The following is a 20216-nucleotide window of genomic DNA, read 5'->3' as shown; positions in this document are numbered from 1 at the left end:
TCAAACCTGTAATTTTCTATCTAAAACATGTAAAATATTCAGCTTATGTACCTCCCCCTGTATCGGAACGCAGGAATATGCTATGGTATATGAAAACGCTTTATATGTTTTCACATTTTGTAGAGGAGTGTTAAATACGGTAAGAAAATCCACCATTAAAAGTCGCATTATTCTGCTCATGGCCGTATTCGCACTGCTGATAGCGTCGCTGTTGTCTTTTTTTAGCTATGAATTAATTACTTATTATCAGCGTAAAACAACCATCCAGGCGACCGAGTTCAATCTGCAGCTGGTATCCCATATTATTGAACAGGATTTAATTGATCTGTCATCGCTGGCGATGACCTGCAGCACTAACTCTTCTACTAATACCCTGATTACAGACTACTTCAGCTCACCTAAGGCTAGCTCTAAGGAAGCAGTTAATGTATTCAACTCGATGCAGCAGGACTTCCTGAACAACCGCTCCAACAGCTATGCCCGCCGTCTGATTGTTACGGACAGCAACGGAAAGTTTCTGCAGGTGGATAAAACCGGCACCTCTGTTCCGCTTACCATACACAATATCGGTCAAATTACCGGCCTTAGCAATGATGCCGAGGAGAAATGGGACCGGGTGATCAAGGACCCGCTCTCCAACACGAACGGAATTCCTTTTGTTTTTCCTATTTACGGCAAAGGAGCTTCCCGCGTTGGAACAGTGTACCTGTTAGCGAATACCACTGTTATTACCGACAAGCTGAAAGGGTACTCCCTGCCGAAGAATTCCCGGCTGCTGCTGACGCTCGGCAATCATCATTATCAGCTCATCGGCGACCAGGTCATCGCCATTGCAGAGCCGTATGAACCGGTGGCCTATACCAATGATAAACCTGTCGGTCCGCAAACTGAGCTATCCATGGTCAAGCTCGAGGACGAGAAAGAGAGCCATATCGTGGTATCTTATCCCGTACGCAGCGGAGTCATTCTGTCACAGACTTTATCCAATGACCTGTTCGCTCCCAAGACAAATATATGGATTCTGGTTATGCTCGGCGTCTGTCTCCTGGTTATTGTCTTAAGCGCTATCATTACGCTGTATCTGACCCGTACCATCAGTCTTCCGGTGGAAAAACTGAAGAAGCGGATTGATAAGATCGCCCAGGGCAATTTCCTGCTGGACCGCAATATCGAATGGAACAGCGAGCTTGGCGATGTCGGCCGGGGCATTAACCGCCTGTCCCAAGATATCGTAGCGCTTATGGACAGCCGGCTCGCTGACGAGAAACAGAAGCAGGAGCTGGAATACCGGATGCTGCAGAGTCAGATCAATCCCCATTTCCTGTACAACACACTGAATTCGATCAAATGGATGGCTACAATTCAGAATGCTACCGGCATCGCGGAAATGACCACTTCACTATCCAGACTGCTGCGCAGCATCGCCAAAGACAACCGTAGACTAATGCCGTTGAAAGATGAGCTGAGCCTGCTGGATGATTATTTTCTAATTCAGAAATATCGCTATGGCAGTACGGTCTCTATGGTAAAGGAGATTGACAACGAGGAACTGCTAACCGGCCTAATTCCACGATTCACGCTCCAGCCCCTGGTCGAGAACGCCATCTTCCATGGCATTGAGCCCAAAGGCAGAGGAGAAATTCTCATTAAGGTGGCCAAAAGTGGATTCGCCGATATTCTAGTTACGATTGAAGACAACGGTATAGGGATGAAGGAAGAAGAAATCTCCACGATTCTGTCGAATCCAGGTAATGGAAGCAAAGAAATGCCCGAGAATATTGGACTCCGCAGCGTAAATGAACGTTTGCGCCTGGCATTTGGGGATAATTACGGTCTTTCGATTGAGAGTGAGTCGGGCCAATATACCCGGATGAAGATTCTTCTGCCGTTCCTGCAAAAGGAATAGAGTAGCATATCAAGCAAGGATGTGATGGAATTGATCAAGTTGTTAATTGCTGATGACGAGGCGCTGGTCTGTATCGGCTTGCAGTCCATGCTGAAGTGGGAGCAATATAATATAGAAATTGTCGGCATTGCACACAACGGGGCTCAAGAGGAAGAAATGATTGACACCCTTCGTCCTGACATCGTAATCAGCGATATAAAAATGCCAATTAAAAGCGGCTTAGAAGTTGCCAATGCGGTACGCAAAAAACACGGCCGGCTTCCGCTGTTCATCATCTTAACAAGCTACGAGGAATTCGAATACGCGCGTGGAGCGATTGAAGTGCAAGCCACAGATTATCTAGTGAAGCTAGAACTGACACCAGAGGCACTTGATGCCTCCATTCGGAAAGCAATTTCCCAGTTGGAGGCTTTTCAAACCCTAGACAGCTATCCCATGCTTGCTCATAGAGGCAATCTACAAGCTCAACGCGATAAATTTTTCATCCGCCTGTTCAATAACTTATTCGCAAATAAAAACCAGTACCTTTTGCAGAGAGATGATTTAAACCTTGAGCTCAAGGAACCTGCTTATCTAGTCTGCACTTGCCGTATTTTGGGGCCAGACAGTGTCCCGCCCCGCGGCGATAAAATGGTTGCTCTGTGCTCAAGTACCGTCCAAATGGCTAAAGATACGCTTACTTCCATAAGACCTTGTTATGTGAGCAGTCTGGACTTGCGCAATTTTGCTGTAACCCTGCCCGTCAACGGGACGGATTCACGGCAATGGATGCCTGAGATTGAAATGCTATTGACCCATATGGCCTCCATACTCCATAACTACTTCAATGTAAGGATCATCGGCGCGATCGGCTTTGCGGTCGAGGATCCTTATTTGCTGCGGGAAAGCTACCTCGCTGCCCGAAAAGCGCTTCCTGCTGCGGTTAAAGCACAGTCGTTTGTGTTTTTTGCCGAAGGAGAGTCGCTGGAGCAGGATCATCTGTTGTTTGATTTCTCCGAATTGCGTACAGAGATCCGCCGTGCTTTTGAAGAAATGGATACCCAAGCTTTATACGCCATTATCTCCAAAATGATCGAAATCTTCGACGGCCGGGCCGACCTGCTGGTTCCCGCCACTGATGCTGCCTGCAACATTCTGTACATGGCCACTTCACTGCTCGCAGACGGCGAGAACATTGTGGAGCAAATTTTCGAAAATGAACCGGAGGGCTACCGGGCTATCTACCAGATGCATACGATTGAAGAGATCGCCGGCTGGCTGATCCAGTTCCGGGACGGTTGCTCGGACATCCTCTCTACCCGCAGACAAAGCTACAAGGAGCAGCTCGTCAAAAATGTCCAAGAGTATATTAAACGAAATCTCGGAACTAAGCTCTCGCTCAATCAAGTGGCAGATGTCTTCAATTTCAGTCCCAACTATCTGAGCCACCTTTTCTCCAAGGTTGCCAAGGTCAACTATGTGGAATATATCACGGAGATCAAAATCACGACAGCCAAAGAAATGATGGCACGCGGGGAAGGTCGCATCTACGAAATCTCACAGAAGCTGGGATATGAGAGTGCCTTCTATTTCAGCAAGGTCTTCAAAAAGGTAACCGGAATTTCCCCCAGAGAATACATGCAGCAACTTAAAGCAGATTCACCGCCTGACCGAAGCCTCGGAGTAAACAACCGTTCTTGAGATCAAGAGATTATTAAGAATAATCCCACTTCGCAAAAATAAAGCCAATAAATCTGCAAGGAGCAGGCTCTGTTCCTTGCAGATTTATTGGCTTGCCATCACCCTCAGCAGCATCCCTAAGTATCACCCTTATTCCTGCAATTTTTTTATTTTTATTTTTAAACTAGCAAAATGCTAATACTCCGGTCTTTCTGCCCTAAAAGTCTACCAAAAAACCGCTTACGAGACACTTTCTCAGCTATTAAGACTGCTGTTCCCATATTGACTTTTCAACATATAGTAATTAAAATAAACAACGCACACTAAATATAGTATAGATACGATTTTTCAGAATTTATAGCTTATCCATTCAGTTTTCATACTATTTTCAATAGTTTTTAATATTTACAGGGGGACAGACACCATGCTAGTCGCGTATGATTCAAAAACAGGAAATGTCAGACGCTTCATCAGCAAACTTAAGTTGCCGGCTGTGCAGATTGAGGAGCATATGACGATTGATGAGCCCTATGTGCTTATTACATATACCACCGGCTTTGGACAGATTCCAGAAAAGGTGTCTACTTTCTTGAAGAACAATAATGCCAATCTGAAAGGCATCGCCGCCAGCGGCAATAAGAACTGGGGCGAGCTGTTCGCGCACAGCGCGGACTTGATTGCAGATCGGTATAACGTGCCCGTTATCGGTAAATTTGAGTTATCAGGTACATTTGGCGATGTAGAACGGATTAAACAGGAGGTGAGCCGGGTTGCGGCATATTGAATTAAACAACATGTTGATGAAGAGAGACGAAAGTGGCTTCTTTCAGCTAGACAAAGATCTTGAGGCAGTAGCCGAATTTATGCGGGATGTAGAGCGGCGGAGTCTGGTTTTTGCGAATACAAAAGCCAAGGTTGATTATATGATTGAACAGGATTTCTACGAGAATTTTTACGAACAGTACAGCACGGCGGAAATTGAAGAAGTCTACCAGATTACCCATGCCTACAACTTCAGTTTTCCATCTTATATGGCAGCTTCGAAATTCTACACGGATTACGCTGTAAAAACCAATGACCGCAAACAATATCTGGAGCATTACCCGGACCGTGTGGCGGCAGTCGCCCTTCACCTGGGACGCGGCAACGCCGATACTGCGGGGGTACTTGCCCGTTCGATGATGGAACAGCGCCTGCAACCTGCGACACCAACCTTCTTAAATGCCGGTAAGAGCCGGCGTGGTGAGCTCGTCTCCTGCTTCCTAATCGAAATGGACGACTCGCTCAATTCCATCAACTATGTGCTGAATACCTGCATGCAGTTGTCGAAGATCGGTGGCGGTGTGGCCGTTAACCTATCCAAGCTACGCTCCCGTGGTGAAACTATCAAGGGTGTTGAGGATGCTGCGAAGGGAATTATACCTGTACTCAAGCTGATGGAAGACGGCTTCTCCTATGCAGATCAGATGGGTCAACGTAAAGGATCAGGAGCAGCCTATTACAACATTTTTGGCTGGGACGTTCTGGAATTCCTCGACAGCAAGAAGATCAACGCCGACGAAAAAACAAGACTCAAAACCCTGTCCATCGGCCTGATTATTCCAAACCGCTTCTATAAGCTGGCGAAGGACAATGAAGCGCTGCATGTATTTGCTCCTTACAGTGTGTACAAAGCCTACGGCACGCATCTCGACGATATGGATCTGGATGACATGTATGATAAGCTGCTGGCCGATCCACGTGTCAAAAAGAAGAAAGCTATGAGCGCACGGGATATGCTGACCAAAATTGCCATGATCCAGCTGGAATCTGGCTATCCATATATCATGAACAAGAGCAATGCCAATGCGGCCCATGCCCTGAAAAACGTCGGACAGATCAAAATGTCCAACCTTTGTACTGAAATCTTTCAGCTGCAGGAGACCTCAGAGATTGCCGACTACGGACAGGAGAGTACAATCCGCCGCGATGTAAGCTGCAATCTGGCTTCCTTGAACATTGTTAACGTGATGGAACATGGCAAAATCCGTGAATCCGTACATGAGGGCATGATTGCCCTGACCGCTGTTAGCGATATGACCAGTATTTCCAATGCCCCAGGCGTAGCCAAAGCAAACAAGGAAATGCACTCTGTCGGTCTTGGCGTCATGAATCTGCACGGCTATCTGGCTAAGAACAACATTGCTTATGAAAGCGAGCAGGCCCGCGATTTTGCCCGGACCTTCTTTATGACCATGAATTTCCACTCGCTGGAGAAAAGTATGGAAATCGCTGCCGCCACGGGCCGATCTTTCCATGGATTTGAGGCTTCTGATTATGCTACGGGAGCTTATTTTGAGCGTTACCTGACTACCGATTACCGCCCGGTTACCCCAAGGGTACAAGAGTTATTCGGAGATATTTATATCCCATCCCCAGCAGACTGGGAACAATTGCGGGATGCGGTAAAAACAAATGGCCTATACCATGCTTACCGTTTGGCGATTGCGCCAACGGCCAGCATTTCCTATATCCAAAACGCCACTTCAAGCGTTATGCCGATTGTTGAGCAGATTGAGACTCGGACTTATGCTAATTCAACTACTTATTATCCGATGCCGTACCTGCGGCCGGACAATGTGTTTTTCTATAAATCGGCTTACCAGATGGACCAGTTCAAGGTAATCGATCTGATCGCGGAAATTCAGCCCCATATCGACCAAGGTATCTCGACCGTTCTGCATGTTAACAGTGATGTTTCCACCAGAGAACTGGCCCGCTCCTACCTGTATGCGGCGCATAAAGGCTTGAAGTCGCTGTATTACACCCGGACCAAAAAGCTGTCCGTCGAGGAATGCCTCACCTGCTCGATCTAAAAGGAAGGCTATAGCCGCAGAAAAGGAGATTGCAATATTATGACCGCTATCCAAGCCGTTAACTGGAACCGTCCCGACGACGATTTCTCATTGATGTTCTGGAATCAGAACATTATGCAATTCTGGACGGACGATGAAATTCCATTATCCGATGATAAAATGTCCTGGCTCACGCTCAGTGAGCAAGAAAAGGACTCCTATATGAAGGTGCTGGGCGGTCTGACACTGCTGGATACGATTCAAGGCGGAGTCGGAATGCCGCAGATTATGGAGCATGTCGAAGGCCTTCAACGTAAAGCTGTACTGGGCTTCATGGGTATGATGGAACAAATTCACGCCAAATCGTACAGCAGTATTTTCACCACTTTGTCCTCTACAGAGGAGATCGACAGTGTATTCCGCTGGGTAGAAGAGAACCCCTTCCTCCAGTTCAAAGCGGAGACCATCTCACAATATTACAAAAACATAGACTCACCTAAAGACCTGTACCTCGCCATGGCAGCCTCCGTGCTGCTCGAGAGCTACTTGTTCTACAGTGGTTTCTTCTATCCCCTATATCTGGCTGGGCAGGGCAAAATGACTTGCAGCGGTGAGATCATCGACCTTATTCTACGGGATGAGAGCATCCATGGGGTATATGTCGGTGTGCTGGCACAGGAGATCTTTGAGGGGCTCCCAGAAGACGAGCAACGCGAACTTCACCATACGCTGGTAGAATTGCTTCGACTGCTGCATGAGAATGAAGAGCGTTATACCGAGCAGATCTATGCCCCTATCGGATTGGTGGACGAGGTTAAGACTTTCCTAAGATACAATGCCAATAAAGCGATGATGAATCTGGGCCATGACCCGCTATTCGACGAGGAAGAGATCAACCCGATTGTTCAGAACGGGATCAGCACCCACACCAAGCAGCATGACTTCTTCTCGAAGAAAGGCAACGGATATGTCCGGGCGCTTAATGTGGAGCCACTGAAGGATGAAGATTTTCAATTTTAAATATAGATAAAACAAAAAGTGCGGAGAAAGCTCTCCGCACTTTTTGCTAACTCTATTTATTAGATTATTGCAATTTTTTCAGAACTGTTCTAGCTTCTTCATAGGTATCGTAAGCATCAGCAAAATCTCTGCCAAAAATACGTTTCAATTGCATTTTCCAAATTGGGTTTTTAGTTACATAAGCCCATCCTGCTTGGCCAGCTGCTTTCGCCATCTCACCTGTTGGAGCCAACATTGCTGCAACTTCAGGAGAAAGTACACTTGCAGATTCAGTTACATCAGTTGTACCCGTAAATTTAGGACTAACAAGCTTCATGATATTCTCAAAATCTTTCAAGTATCCTGGAACATCCTCAGCAGAAAAATCGATAGATACTACATCGATGTGGTTTTCACTTTTGTTGTATTTAATTGTGTATGACATAATTGTATTCCTCCAAGTTTTAATAGTTATTTTTTAATAATAGAAAGTAATGTATGTAACTCCAACAGACAAAAAAATTTCTGACCAGGCTTTTCAGTAACTTCTACTTTTGGCAACTGGGTTTGGAACAAACTGCCTTGTTTAAATGATGCCATATCGTTACAATCAATAGTTAATGACATCTATTTCCTGTATCGTTTTATTGCAACATCCTTTCTAATATATTTTAACTCATACCTATTACCTATATTATTATCGACAAATTTCTTTTTTTATTTATATTAAAATACAAATTTCTACAAATTCCAACATATCCATGGTTATATTTGCCTTAATTTCATTCACACTTGTGTAATTCCGTTATCATTTAGAAACAACTAAAAAAGGCTCTGCGTGCGCCTTCCAACTCCAGTCCATTCATCCTACAGGATTTTCGAACAGGAATACGCCGCAAAGCCTTCGATACTAGATGCTTATATAAGTAAATTAATCCGTCTAATTACTTAGTTGCGGAGTAGCCCCCGTCAATCACATGTGCTGTACCTGTAATAAATGAAGCCTCATCACTTAGAAGGAAACATGCAAAAGCAGCTACTTCCTCAGGCGTACCATATCTGCCCAAAGCCGTTCCAGAAGCGATAAGAGATTGAAGCATCTCTACATCATCAGACAACAGCTTTTCGTATCTGTTCATGGTTGGTGTAGGAATAGGACCAGGACAAATAGCATTTACTCTGATATTACGGTGACCCACTTCTTTAGCAACCGATTTAGTCATGCCCACAATGGCGTGTTTACTTGCTGAATAAGCTGCATCATTTGCCATCCCAATAAAAATACCATGCAAGGAGGAACAGTTTAGAACGGAAGCACCGGATTTCATATGTGGTAATGCATAATGCAACATGTAGAATTGGCCATTAAGATTTGTCTGAATCACCTTTTGAAACAATATCGGATCATATTCTGTAACATCCGCATTATCTCCTGTAATTGCTGAGTTATTATAAAGGCAATCAATCTTTCCATAAGCTGCTAAGGTTTGATCTACGATATTTTTGCAGTCTGCTTCAACTGAAACGTCTGACCGCACAAACAGCGCTTCTCCACCTAAAGCTTTGATTTCTTCGACTGTGTTAGCGCCAGCATCTGATCGATTGGCAACTACTACAGTACCACCCTCTCTTGCTACTCTCAATGCTGTAGCTTTTCCGATTCCGGTACCAGCACCCGTAATAATAACTACTTTGTTTTCAAATCTGTTGCTACTCATTATGCGCACCACTTTCTTATGTCTTTTTCAGGAAGAGGATTTGAACCTCATAGACCCTAATGTCACCTGATACAATGTGGATTGGAACATTTTTGCAGAAAAATCGACAAAATTATCCTCTATATGACAACTTTATTGTATTTAATTGTATATAGCAATCAATATTTTAATCTACTTTTCCAACAATTGAGAATTTGGTTTTGATCTTCATAAAAAATACACCCCTTAGAATTTCATCAGATAAACCAGAAGTTTTATCCAATGTTAGTCTAAGAGGTGTAATAAACCTCTACCTAACTCCACGAACTGGGACGTCGATTCGAACTTGACCTCCACCCGTCAGGGGAGAATTGCTAATATGCAGACTGCCCTGATGCTGCCTGACAATGGTGTCGGCAATATAAAGTCCCAATCCATAGTGACTTTTGGAGGTACGGCTACTGTCCCCTCGATAAAACTGCTTAACTGCTGATTGGAGTCCCTCACTCGTAAATCCTGATCCACTGTCTGCTACCGTTATACTCCACCGATCTTGTTTTGCCTCAACCTGCAAATAAATCACACTCTCATACGGGGAATACTCTACCGCATTAGCGAGCACATTCATCACAGCCCGATGAAGTAGCTCATTGTCTATCAACACCTCAGGGGGCAGATCATTGTCTTGGTGGAATTCTATCTGAAGACGCTTAGGGACAACCAACGCATCTAACTGCATACGAATTTGCTGGATAAAGGCATCCGTTGCAACCCATTTAGAGCGGGGAGAAATTTGTTTTCTTGTATTAGAAATCTCAATAAGTGTTGCCATGTATTGTTCGATTTGATCTGCATTTTTGGAAATATACCCTATATATTCTTGCTGATTCTCTGCTAAATCTGAGTCTATCAGCAAATCTGCATTTCCTTGAATAATCGTAAGAGGAGTCTTAATGTCGTGGGCAAGCGCAGAAATCTGCTCTTTTTTCATTTGTTCCAGATTCCATTGCTGTTCTAGTGACTTTTTCAATTCCTCTCTCAGCTGTTCCAGGGATGATAGCACCTCATCAATTTCACTGACCCCAGAAAACACGACAGTAAAATCCAAATTTTTAGCTTCAATGTGATGTGCAGCTTCCTGCAAGGAAGCCATTTTTTGACTCAGTCTTCGAGCGAAAAATCCAGAAATCAGAATAACTTCCAGTAACATCAGAACTACAAAAAACAGCAATAGCGTTAATTGCGGATTAGGCAGCGTGTTATGCAGAAAATTTGAGGTGAACTGCGGTACAATTGCATATTGCAGTACGATAACCTCATGCTCCCGCTCAATCACATCGGTGCAGTTTGTACCCATAAGATTACAACTGCTTTGATTCTTCTGCAATATATCTAGAGCACGTTCTTTAGGAATATTTCCTGAAATATAGTTCTTTTGCTGATCCAATACCGCATATTCCGCTCCCCAAGGGATCATTTCTTCCGTAATTTGTGGCGCACGCTGCAAAACATCCCAAGACTTTGCAATGGATTGCTCGGTATGGTTTGCTGGAACAATCATTCCATACTGCATTAAGAGAGTAAATACCCCTAAACACAGAAATGCCAATAATAGAGTACACGCACCTAATGATAATAAATATTGAATGAAGACTGTACGGAGCCGTATTCGTTTCACACCCATTTGTAACCTATCCCCCAAACGGTTTCAATCGGTGAAACCTCCCTCGCACTCAGCTTATTGCGGATATTTTTCACATGTTCTGTAATAGTTGAGCTATCGCTTTCTCTGTCATAGCCATAAACCGATTCATAAATTTGTTCTTTGGAAAAAACCTGACCTTTATTTCTAGCAAGAAATTCACATATCTGATATTCACTTTTAGTGAGATTTATTTTCTCTTTATCAACAAAAATCTCCTTTGCCGAGAGATTGAATTTCACTCCAGATGCGCTTAACATATGATTTTTCTCTCGATTTTCACGCCGCAAATGAGCGTTCACCCGAGCCTTCAACTCGCCTGCACGAAAAGGCTTCACGATATAGTCGTCTGCACCTACACTAAGTCCAAACATAATATCCGTTTCCATTGATTTAGCTGTAAGAAACAGAATCGGACAGTCTACGATATCCCTGATTTGAGTACAGAGCTCAAAACCATCGATATCTGGCATCATCACGTCCAACAGGATTAAATCAAATGTCGAGTACTCATTCAAAGGCATATGTCGTGCACTTGTTTTTATCGTAACCCTATGGTGATCTTTGCTAAGAATATTATTTACTAGCGCCAAAATATCAGGTTCATCATCTATTATTAAAATATTAGCCAGTGACCTCACTCCTATTTATTCATATGATTTCCTACCCTGAAAGTAATGAAACCATATCAAGCCTAACACTGCCATTACCATTGTACTAATAAGTATAGCAGGTACGGAATGAATAAGTTGCAGCTTCAATACTTCCGTTTCAATGAGCCCGTTGGGTTGTGCATAAAATAAGGGAAGTTGAATCATCCGCATCGACCAGGCCCACGGTATGTATAACCACACTTTATCTCCTACAATTGTTCCACCTACGATGGCTGCAATTAGCGTACCTGCACTACCCACCGTTAGAGAAAGTCCCATGCCTCCAGCATAACTTAAGATGAGATGAAAGATCATTAAGATTAGAGCAGTGCCTACTACCCAACAAGCTCCTTGCCAGAATATTAGATATTGTATCCGCTCTATATGCAAAATTTTTTTCATGCCCAGTATTAGAATTGATGTTGAACCGAATACGATCCATATCATCGCCAAGATTATGAACCCTAGTTTTCTTATATAACACTTCGGACGTGAAAGAGCACTTAATAGATTATAGAATCCCCCTGCCCCCTCCTCTAAACCACTCATTAAAGCAGAGAATAATCCTATCCCAACAGGCAACCCAAAGGCTAGTAATGAAAAATAACCATCATAGATGTGAAGCTGATCCGCACGCTGTGAAAAATACCAAAGTACCATCATCGGATATAGAACAGGAACAAGGAATATCAACCAACGAATTGCAGTGTGCTTAGTCATCAACCATTCAGCTTGTAATAGTCGGAGTATCACCATCTCTATCGCACCTCTCTTCTACTAAACCAGCAGCTAGTTAAGGTGAGGGTTACCAAAAAGAATACAAGCGACACCACAATTCCAGGTAAAATAATCGAAGAGTCTCTTAGAGCATCCTGTGCTGAAAGAGCCACACCATTGGGACGCACACCAACAATCGGACACATTAACCTTAAAGCCCAACTCCACGGAACATAAATCCATGAAGGTTGATCCGCTGCTAGTACACTCACAATCATCCCAAACAGACCTGCAAGAATAGATACTACCGCCCCAAATTGTTCGGCTAAGAATAGATAGATTGGAATCATCCCCAAAGAGGTCAACCAAACAACAATAGCGGCTGTTGTAATTTCAGATAAGGGTGCTGCACCCAAAGGAAACAAAAGACCAGATAGGTACATTACTGCAATAAGGAGCAGCGAAGACAGCAGCAAATAATATGACACCACAATTATTTTACTGAGCCAAAGTTTAGCGATACTAATTCCGTGACTGCTTAAGCTACGGTACCCTCCAGCCTTACGATCCTTGTTATTCGATAGTGTAGACAACAAAGCAGATCCTATGGTCATGAATAACAGCGGCCACCAATTAAATACCATTTCCATAAAATAGTGGTCTTCCGTTTGCAGGTTCTGTTGTGTGAAAAATGAAAATAGAAGAAAAAACAGTGGCACCGCAACAATCAATTTTCGCGAAAATGTTCGTTTGAATTTAAGATTTTCGGATAACAGATAGTGGATCATCTTGTTACCTCCTGTCTGTTCCGAGTCACGACTTCCATGAACAATTTCTCCAAATCATCACCAGGATATATTGCATTCTGATACCCTAGAACACCATTACTAATGATTCCAATATGATCGGCAATTTGCTCCACCTCATGTAGAATATGACTCGATAAAATGACTGTAATCCCTTGTGCAGGAAATGAGCGTATAAGCTCACGTAATTCCTGAATCCCAATGGGATCAAGCCCATTTGTCGGTTCATCCAGAATCAAGAGTCTAGGTTGATTTAACAAGGCGATCGCAATCCCGAGACGTTGCTTCATGCCCATAGAGAATTGTCCCGCTCTTTTTTTGCCTGTTGTTGTTAAATCAACAATTTCAAGAACTTCCCGAATCCGAGAATCCGGTAAGTTTAATATTGTCGTATGTACCTTCAAATTTTGGGCAGCAGTCAAATTCCCGTAAAGTGGCGGGGACTCAATCAGCGCTCCAATGTGTAGTAAATCCTTACGTGTCCATGGATGACCGTCAAATAAAATTTGTCCTGACGTCGCTCGAAGAATCCCTGTTATCATTTTTAGAGTCGTCGATTTACCTGCGCCGTTTGGGCCTAGCATTCCATAAATCGAATTAGTTTTTACGGTTATGCTGATATCATTAACCGCACACTGCCCCCTAAAATTCTTGCATAAATTATTAGTTTGTAAAATATATTCTCCCATCCTATATCATCCTCTCATTTGCTATACGTTGATCATATATAGCAAATCTAAGGACTTTATAAGGTTTTACTGAGCTCAAATTATACGGGATTATAACGAGCATAAAAAAAAGCTCGGTTCAAATTTAACGTTGAACCGAGCCTGTTGAATTTTTATCATCATGCTCTGCGAATTGTAAATTCAAAATCCATATCTAAGGATGGATTGATTTGATATTCATCAAGAACTGGAGCTCCCCAGCTGTCATCCCCGCCTACGCCCATTTGACGTCCAGCAATGGTAACAACGGTATAGTGAACGTTCGGCAGCTCATAATGATGTGTCGCATTCTCCAGCTCCATTGCCGAGTAAGGCGAGATATTGGCTTCAACAGGGGCTGTAGCGGGTGCCGATATTATAATGCCTTGACCATAATCGTTCTTAATGGATACTTCGCGCACACCTGTGCGGTTGCCCGATTCCTGCGGCACCAAATAGGACGACACATTATCCACCGCATGATTCTGGAAGCGACACAATCTTGCTCCACACGCACGGTCGATATAATTTTCTTCCGGCCCATTTGCATACCAATTCAGCTGGTGATAATCCGCTGGCACCTTAAAGCTTAAAGCGAAGAGTGGAAGCTTTGGTAAACCCGCTGCTCCATGGTAGCTTGATTTCACCTGTATGCTTCCATCGGAGAACACTGTGTAAGTTACACGTACACGTCCCTCCTCTGATACACTAAGCTTATACACGTAAGTCACGGTCGCACGATCTTTCTCCTCCACGAGCTCGAAGCTTAACGTTCTACGGGTCAAGCTTGCTGCATACCAAGGGGAAGAGTCGAAATGCATTCCTGCCCCCTTATCATTGTCTGTCATTGCTCTCCAGAAGAGTGGTGCCGGCGGTGAAGAGATCATTTCCTGTCCTGAATATTTAACAGAAATTAATGTGCCCGCCTGCTTTGAGAACATTACGGAGAAGTCACGACCATGTACACCAATATTCACATCTCCTTCAACCACGCGAAAATCATTCACGACAGATGTTATTTTAGCATCTGTTAAAGACTCCTCGGCTGACGTATTGGCCACTTGAAAAACATGCTGGCCAAAAGCGATTTCATAACCGCTATTCGCCCATAATGAATCTTCCTTCAGGACAAGTGAAACATCCAAGCTATACTCGCCAGACTGATTCTTGATATCGGGTAGATCAACTTCTACATATTTTTCCTCGCCTGGATTAACCTGAGCGAATACAGTTCCACGCTGGATGACCCTACCCTCATAGTTCAGAGCGTATTGTAATTCATAAGCATCCAAGCCCACAAATAAGTTTTCATTTCTGATTGTAAAACCCTGACTGTCCGGGAGCAGCTTGACGTTCTGATACAGAAATTTCACTTCCTGCATTTTTGGCGACCATCTCCGATCCGCATACACAATTCCGTTACCGGAGAAGTTGTAATCGGTTGAACGGTCATCAAAGTCTCCTCCATAAGCCATGAAGGGCTTACCGTATCGATCATTTTTTATAATCACCTGATCCATATAATCCCAGATAAATCCACCCTGATACATTGGATACTTCTGTTCTAGCTCTGTGTATTTATGCAGTCCCCCGACGGAATTACCCATCGCATGCATGTATTCACAGCTAATATATGGCTTTAACGGATCTTCTGTTAAATATCTTTCAATATCTGCCGCTTTCGCATACATGCGGCTTTCCATATCGCTCGAATCATCATATTCACGGTTATGGAACACCCCTTCATAATGAACCAAACGAGTAGGATCCTTCTCTCGAAAATAATTGGCTACGTTCAAAATTACTTCTCCTGCAAAAGATTCGTTCCCACAGGACCAAATTAGAATGGAGGGATGGTTTTTGTCTCTCTCTACCATGGAAATCGCACGATCCATCACGATATCCTGCCATTCAGGCTTATTGCCGGGGATGTTCCAAGACGGCTCAACTGCCCCCATTTTCTGCCATGATCCATGCGACTCTAAATTCATCTCGTCAATGACATAGACTCCGTATTCATCACACAACTCATACCAGAGCGTCATATTCGGATAGTGCGATGTCCGCACAGCGTTGATGTTCGCCTGCTTTAAGGTTTTTATGTCCCATAGCATATCTTCTTTTGTAATGCTGCGTCCAAAGCGCGGATTAAACTCATGTCGGTTGACACCTTTAAATACAATACGTTTGCCGTTTAAGTGCATAATCTTATCTATCATTTCGAATTTCCGAAAACCAATTTTTTGCGGCACAACTTCTACAAGATCCCCGGATGCGTTGTAAACAGAGACGTAAAGGGTATACAGATTAGGAGCTTCTGCGCTCCACAGCTGCACCTTTGTTGCCGCAAGCGTAAGCGAAAGGGAATCTCCTGAAACTTCACTTTCCCCACTAGCTACAAGATTACCTGCTCTATCCTTTAGCTCAAGGAGCACTTTTGAGGCAGAATTACCTATCAATTGCATGACAGCCGTCAGCGTTCCTTGCTCAAACTTTTCATCCAAATCGGTTTGAACGTGGAGATCCCGCACATGAACATCCGGCACGGTGTATAGATACACCTCACGAAAGATTCCCGAAAAGCGCCAGAAGTCCTGATCCTCCAACCAACTCCCCGTGCTGCGCTGATAGACTTCGACCGCCAGCTTATTTTCACCTTCCGTCAAGTACGATGTTAAATCAAATTCACTCGGTGTAAAGCTATCTTCGCTATAGCCAACAAATTCCCCGTTTAACCATATATAAAAAGCCGATTCAACTCCTTGAAAAGATATATACACCGGACGTTGCTCCCAGCCCGCAGGAACTTCAAAATATTTGACATAGCTGCCTACAGGATTGTGGTCCTCAGAGATCATTGGAGGTCTAAGATGCTCATGACCGTCCCATGGATACATCGTATTCACGTACTGAGGCTGCCCATAACCCTGAAGTTGGATATGACCGGGAACTTTAATATCCTTCCAGCCTCTGCAAGACACGTTCTCCTTATAAAAATGAACCTGTCGTTCCATGGCATTTTGGGCATAGCTAAATTTCCAGCTGCCGTTCAGGCTGTGGCGCCAGGGCATTTCTCCAAGCGCTTCGGCTTCATTTTTCGTTTGGTAATATCGATGGTCAGAATGCGCGTGCACTCTGCCTATTGCATAAATGGAAGGGTCTGATAACCATTCCAGACTTGGAGTGAGGTTTCGTTCAACCTGCTGCTTCATCTATATTTCCTCCTCTATTCATAACATGATCGCTAACTTATTTAACCGAACCCGTCATCCCAGCTACAAATTGCTTTTGCATCATGAAAAACACTAGTGCTGTCGGCAAGGTTGTAATGACAATCGCAGACATGATCAGACCATAGTCAGGGGCATAACCTGAGCCTAGATTCGAGATAAGAAGAGGCACAGTCATATTTTCTGGTGATTGCAATACGATCAAAGGCCACAGATAATTGTTCCAGCTGTTTAAAAATGTGATAATCGCTGCGGCAGCGTAAGTTGATTTCATCGTTGGCATATAAATGCGGAAGAACAAACCAAATTCCGAAAGACCATCGATGCGCCCAGCCTCCATCATATCCTTAGGAAACATTTTTGTACTTTGACGAAAGAAGAAAATTAGAAATGCTGTTGTAAATGTCGGAAGAATGACCGCCGATGCTGTATCGATGCCCAGAAAAGGCACTACACTAGATACTTTTGCGAACATTTGAAATAGAGGTACCATGATCGCCGCAAATGGAATCATCATTGAAGCAAGTAAAATATTGAATACGATATCTTTACTCCGGCTGCGGTACATTTCAAAACCATATCCAGCCGCCGATGCGACTAGCAGTGAAAGCACAGTAGTCACCACAGAGATTTTTGCAGAGTTCCAGAGAGCCTGCCACATATCCACTGAACTAAATAGATTGTTTATATTTTTCACTAAATGTGCACCCGGCAACAATGTCCCTTTGGTTACATCAACCGACTGGTTCGTGGCGCTTATAACCATCCAGATAAATGGAAAGATAGAGATCAGCGCAGCGATGATTAGAAATACGTAAGTAAACATGCGTTTGGTTTTCATTATCTCTTATCCCCTCCTACTTTGTTCTGAATAAGCGTCAGAATGAGCACCATTACAACAATCGAATAGGAGACAGTTGCAGCATATCCAAAGTTAGGTGTGTATTCAAAGGAAAGGTTATAAATATATTGGGAAATCGACATGGTTGCATTGCCGGGTCCACCTTTCGTGATGTTAACCACCTCGTCAAACAACTGAAGGGTACCAATGGTCGATGTGATCGTCGTGAACAAGATAATCGGCTTCAATAGGGGAATTGTAATTTTGAAAAATTGTGTAAATGCACTCGCACCATCTATATGAGCAGCCTCATATATTGATTTGTCGACATTTTGCAGTGAGGACAAATAGAAAATCATATTATAGCCAGTAAAGCGCCAAGTGATAGCGATAATGATAGTGACTTTGGCCCAGAAGGGGTCAGTAATCCATTGAATCGGTTCGCTGATTAGATGCAGATTCACCAGAAATTTATTGACGATACCTTCGGCTCCAAACATGTACTTGAAAACAACGGAGTAGGCTACAAGTGAAGTTACCGTTGGCAGAAATATGGCCGTTCTGAAAAACCCTTTAAATTTCAGTCTTTCGTCATTTAGCAGCACAGCGATAAAGAGCGCCAGCACCAGCATAACTGGGACCTGAATAATCAAGTAAATAAAAGTGTTTTTGACGGCTGTAAGGAAAGTGGTGTCGCTAAACAGCCGAATATAGTTATCAAGGCCGGTAAAATGAAGATTGTTGCCTCTACCTGTCTTGAAGGATAGAATTAAGGCTTGAATCATTGGATAGAAATAGAAAATACTGATCATAATTACCGGCACAATAACGAATAACCAACCTGTCAGATGGATCAGCCGTTGACCCTTAGAGCTTTTATGTCTTTGAGAGCTTAGCCCTGGCTTTACATTTTCCACTCCACTTCACACCCTTCTGTCTGATTTATTAGAGATGAAAGCCCCTGCTACCCATCCTTCTGTAGAAATCCAATTTACAGGAGAAGTAGAAGCAAGGGCTTAGATTGTACAGCCTAAGTGTGATTAGCGAACTTGGGTATCTGCTTGCTTCTGGGCATCCTTCAGAACAGTATCTACATCTTTTCCACCAAGATAAGATTGCACTGCTACAACCATAATGTCCTCTATTGCGTAAGTGTTCATGCCGTAGTTGACGTTAGGAATTTGCTCGGTCCATGCCGCAAAATCTGATACAACCTTTTGACCTTTGAAAAATTCATCCGCTGCTGAATAAGCTTCTCCGCTTGCCGCAGCTTTTAAAGTGCCGATAACACCAACTTTTGTATTCAACGTCTGATACAAATCAGCATCAGAAGCAAATGTTTTTGCAAGGAACTCCGCAGCGGCTTCTTTACCATCTACATTCATTACATACCATGAGCTGCCCCCAAGGTTAGATGCATGGACGGAGCCTGCTGTTGCTGCCAGCTTAGGAAGTGGAGCTACTGCCCACTTACCGGATTGGGAAGCTTCGGCTTTAATTGAAGGGGTAATCCAGTTACCCGTCGGCACGGTTGCCACTTCACCACTATTAAATGCGCCTACAAATTGGCTCCAGTCTGAGTTAACTTTCACGATGCCGGAATCCATCATTTCTTTGTACAATACAAGTGCCTCTTTCAAAGCAGCGTTGTCTGCAATGGTCGGAGTCTGACCGTCTTCACCTGTATACCATGCACCCGCCGATTGAATCATGACCCGGATAAGTCCAAGATCATTGGGATCCAGTGTGATCATGCTTTTGCCGGTTTTTTCTTTTACAGCTTTACCGATCTCGATATATTGCTTCCAGTCGATATCCTGTAGTGCATCCAGGCTGTAGCCTGCTTGCTCAAGATAGTCTGTCCGTACATACATTCCAGTCACACCAGAATCAAACGGAACACCGTATTGCTTGCCGTCAACACTGGTCGGGCCAATCTTATAATCCGCAAAATCAGCGGCTTTTACAACATCAGTCAATTCATAAAAGGAATCCGGATACGCTTGTAAAAAGCTTTGCGCACGGTAATCCTCGATCAATACAATGTTAGGAAGACCCTTCGTAGATCCAGAGTTCAGCCCTGTGTTCAGCTTTTGCACGATATCAGCCTGCGCGTTCTCTACGACGTTTACCGTTATGTCTGGATTGACTTTCGCATAAGCTTCTTTGGCAACATTCATGGCTGCAATGTTAAACGCTGGGTCCCAAGCCCAAACTGTGATTTCTTGTGGCTTACTGCTACCTTCGCTTCCGGAGTTGCCCGTTTCGTTTTTCGTTCCACCTGAGGAACATGCCGAAAGTAGAACCACACTAGCCAGCATCACGGATAATAATTTTTTCACTTCGTAACCCCCTTGTTAATCTGTAAAATAATAAAGATGGAAGCGTTTTCTCTGCTACAATTCCATATTATCATTTTGTATTCGCTTTCTTTGGCAGTATCTTTGTTAGCTTTGGTGTTATTA

At 43.7% G+C, this 20216-nt stretch carries 16 protein-coding genes; 5 read left to right on the top strand and 11 right to left on the bottom strand.

From position 1 onward, the window contains the following. The first annotated feature begins 82 nt into the window (after nt 1-82). The 5 genes from NST25_RS06800 to nrdF all read left to right on the top strand — a co-directional run bounded on the left by NST25_RS06800 (nt 83) and on the right by nrdF (nt 7419). Nucleotides 83-1906, top strand: coding sequence for a sensor histidine kinase (locus tag NST25_RS06800; protein ID WP_081383302.1), 1824 nt, complete (start codon nt 83-85; stop codon nt 1904-1906). Between the two features lie 30 nt (nt 1907-1936). Further along, complete coding sequence (locus tag NST25_RS06795) at nt 1937-3586, top strand: helix-turn-helix domain-containing protein (RefSeq protein ID WP_340012079.1); 1650 nt, start codon at nt 1937-1939, stop codon at nt 3584-3586. 403 nt (nt 3587-3989) lie between these two features. Next, nucleotides 3990-4349: a class Ib ribonucleoside-diphosphate reductase assembly flavoprotein NrdI gene (nrdI, locus tag NST25_RS06790; RefSeq protein WP_036675861.1), complete on the top strand. Its 360-nt coding sequence runs from the start codon at nt 3990-3992 to the stop codon at nt 4347-4349. Further along, the gene (nrdE, locus tag NST25_RS06785; RefSeq protein WP_076185378.1) at nt 4336-6420 is read left to right on the top strand and encodes a class 1b ribonucleoside-diphosphate reductase subunit alpha; all 2085 of its coding nucleotides are present in this window, start codon (nt 4336-4338) and stop codon (nt 6418-6420) included. Before nrdI ends, nrdE begins: the two co-directional genes overlap by 14 nt. Nucleotides 6421-6459: 39 nt before the next feature. Further along, complete coding sequence (nrdF, locus tag NST25_RS06780) at nt 6460-7419, top strand: class 1b ribonucleoside-diphosphate reductase subunit beta (RefSeq protein ID WP_076275365.1); 960 nt, start codon at nt 6460-6462, stop codon at nt 7417-7419. A 64-nt stretch (nt 7420-7483) separates the two neighbouring features. On the opposite strand, the gene NST25_RS06775 is transcribed toward nrdF, so the two are convergent. The 11 genes from NST25_RS06775 to NST25_RS06725 form a co-directional block, all read right to left on the bottom strand. Continuing rightward, nucleotides 7484-7843, bottom strand: a complete 360-nt coding sequence (locus NST25_RS06775) for a hypothetical protein (RefSeq protein WP_036675871.1) — start codon at nt 7841-7843, stop codon at nt 7484-7486. A gap of 499 nt (nt 7844-8342) precedes the next feature. After that, nucleotides 8343-9116 carry an SDR family NAD(P)-dependent oxidoreductase gene (locus NST25_RS06770; protein ID WP_036675873.1) on the bottom strand — a complete coding sequence of 258 codons (774 nt, stop codon included), beginning with the start codon at nt 9114-9116 and terminating at the stop codon, nt 8343-8345. A 289-nt stretch (nt 9117-9405) separates the two neighbouring features. After that, nucleotides 9406-10668, bottom strand: coding sequence for a HAMP domain-containing sensor histidine kinase (locus NST25_RS06765; RefSeq protein ID WP_340393547.1), 1263 nt, complete (start codon nt 10666-10668; stop codon nt 9406-9408). A gap of 101 nt (nt 10669-10769) precedes the next feature. Continuing rightward, nucleotides 10770-11429 carry a response regulator transcription factor gene (locus NST25_RS06760; RefSeq protein ID WP_340394366.1) on the bottom strand — a complete coding sequence of 220 codons (660 nt, stop codon included), beginning with the start codon at nt 11427-11429 and terminating at the stop codon, nt 10770-10772. A 15-nt stretch (nt 11430-11444) separates the two neighbouring features. Beyond that, nucleotides 11445-12206: a lantibiotic immunity ABC transporter MutG family permease subunit gene (locus tag NST25_RS06755; protein WP_076282265.1), complete on the bottom strand. Its 762-nt coding sequence runs from the start codon at nt 12204-12206 to the stop codon at nt 11445-11447. Between the two features lie 2 nt (nt 12207-12208). After that, nucleotides 12209-12955 (bottom strand): lantibiotic immunity ABC transporter MutE/EpiE family permease subunit, encoded by a 747-nt coding sequence (locus NST25_RS06750; protein WP_340393544.1) that lies wholly within the window; start codon nt 12953-12955, stop codon nt 12209-12211. After that, on the bottom strand, nt 12952-13662 hold the full coding sequence (locus NST25_RS06745; RefSeq protein ID WP_076185383.1) for a lantibiotic protection ABC transporter ATP-binding protein: 711 nt from the start codon (nt 13660-13662) through the stop codon (nt 12952-12954). Before NST25_RS06745 ends, NST25_RS06750 begins: the two co-directional genes overlap by 4 nt. A 158-nt stretch (nt 13663-13820) precedes the next feature. Then, a complete protein-coding gene (locus tag NST25_RS06740) occupies nt 13821-16892 on the bottom strand; it encodes a glycoside hydrolase family 2 TIM barrel-domain containing protein (RefSeq protein WP_340393541.1) in 3072 nt (1023 codons plus the stop codon). A gap of 37 nt (nt 16893-16929) precedes the next feature. Next, entirely contained in the window at nt 16930-17751 is an 822-nt protein-coding gene (locus tag NST25_RS06735) for a carbohydrate ABC transporter permease (RefSeq protein WP_076185385.1), read from the bottom strand. Next, a complete protein-coding gene (locus NST25_RS06730) occupies nt 17751-18563 on the bottom strand; it encodes a sugar ABC transporter permease (protein WP_232061505.1) in 813 nt (270 codons plus the stop codon). The genes NST25_RS06735 and NST25_RS06730 overlap by 1 nt, the downstream gene beginning before the upstream one ends. 228 nt (nt 18564-18791) lie before the next feature. Beyond that, on the bottom strand, nt 18792-20093 hold the full coding sequence (locus NST25_RS06725; protein WP_076125404.1) for an extracellular solute-binding protein: 1302 nt from the start codon (nt 20091-20093) through the stop codon (nt 18792-18794). Nucleotides 20094-20216: the final 123 nt, after the last annotated feature.

The sequence above is a fragment of the Paenibacillus sp. FSL E2-0190 genome (assembly GCF_037992965.1).
GTDB classification, from domain to species: Bacteria; Bacillota; Bacilli; order Paenibacillales; family Paenibacillaceae; genus Paenibacillus_AQ; species Paenibacillus_AQ odorifer.
This window is presented reverse-complemented; position numbering and strand designations above follow the sequence as displayed.

Excerpts from the sequence above, each read along its gene's own strand:
- NST25_RS06735 (WP_076185385.1), bottom strand. The coding sequence starts at position 17,751 with ATGAAAACCAAACGCATGTTTACTTACGTATTTCTAATCATCGCTGCG.
- NST25_RS06765 (WP_340393547.1), bottom strand. The coding sequence starts at position 10,668 with ATGCAGTATGGAATGATTGTTCCAGCAAACCATACCGAGCAATCCATT.
- NST25_RS06745 (WP_076185383.1), bottom strand. The coding sequence starts at position 13,662 with ATGGGAGAATATATTTTACAAACTAATAATTTATGCAAGAATTTTAGG.
- nrdI (WP_036675861.1), top strand. The coding sequence starts at position 3,990 with ATGCTAGTCGCGTATGATTCAAAAACAGGAAATGTCAGACGCTTCATC.
- nrdF (WP_076275365.1), top strand. The coding sequence starts at position 6,460 with ATGACCGCTATCCAAGCCGTTAACTGGAACCGTCCCGACGACGATTTC.
- NST25_RS06730 (WP_232061505.1), bottom strand. The coding sequence starts at position 18,563 with ATGATCAGTATTTTCTATTTCTATCCAATGATTCAAGCCTTAATTCTA.
- NST25_RS06750 (WP_340393544.1), bottom strand. The coding sequence starts at position 12,955 with ATGATCCACTATCTGTTATCCGAAAATCTTAAATTCAAACGAACATTT.
- NST25_RS06800 (WP_081383302.1), top strand. The coding sequence starts at position 83 with ATGGTATATGAAAACGCTTTATATGTTTTCACATTTTGTAGAGGAGTG.
- NST25_RS06775 (WP_036675871.1), bottom strand. The coding sequence starts at position 7,843 with ATGTCATACACAATTAAATACAACAAAAGTGAAAACCACATCGATGTA.
- NST25_RS06770 (WP_036675873.1), bottom strand. The coding sequence starts at position 9,116 with ATGAGTAGCAACAGATTTGAAAACAAAGTAGTTATTATTACGGGTGCT.
- NST25_RS06755 (WP_076282265.1), bottom strand. The coding sequence starts at position 12,206 with ATGGTGATACTCCGACTATTACAAGCTGAATGGTTGATGACTAAGCAC.
- NST25_RS06740 (WP_340393541.1), bottom strand. The coding sequence starts at position 16,892 with ATGAAGCAGCAGGTTGAACGAAACCTCACTCCAAGTCTGGAATGGTTA.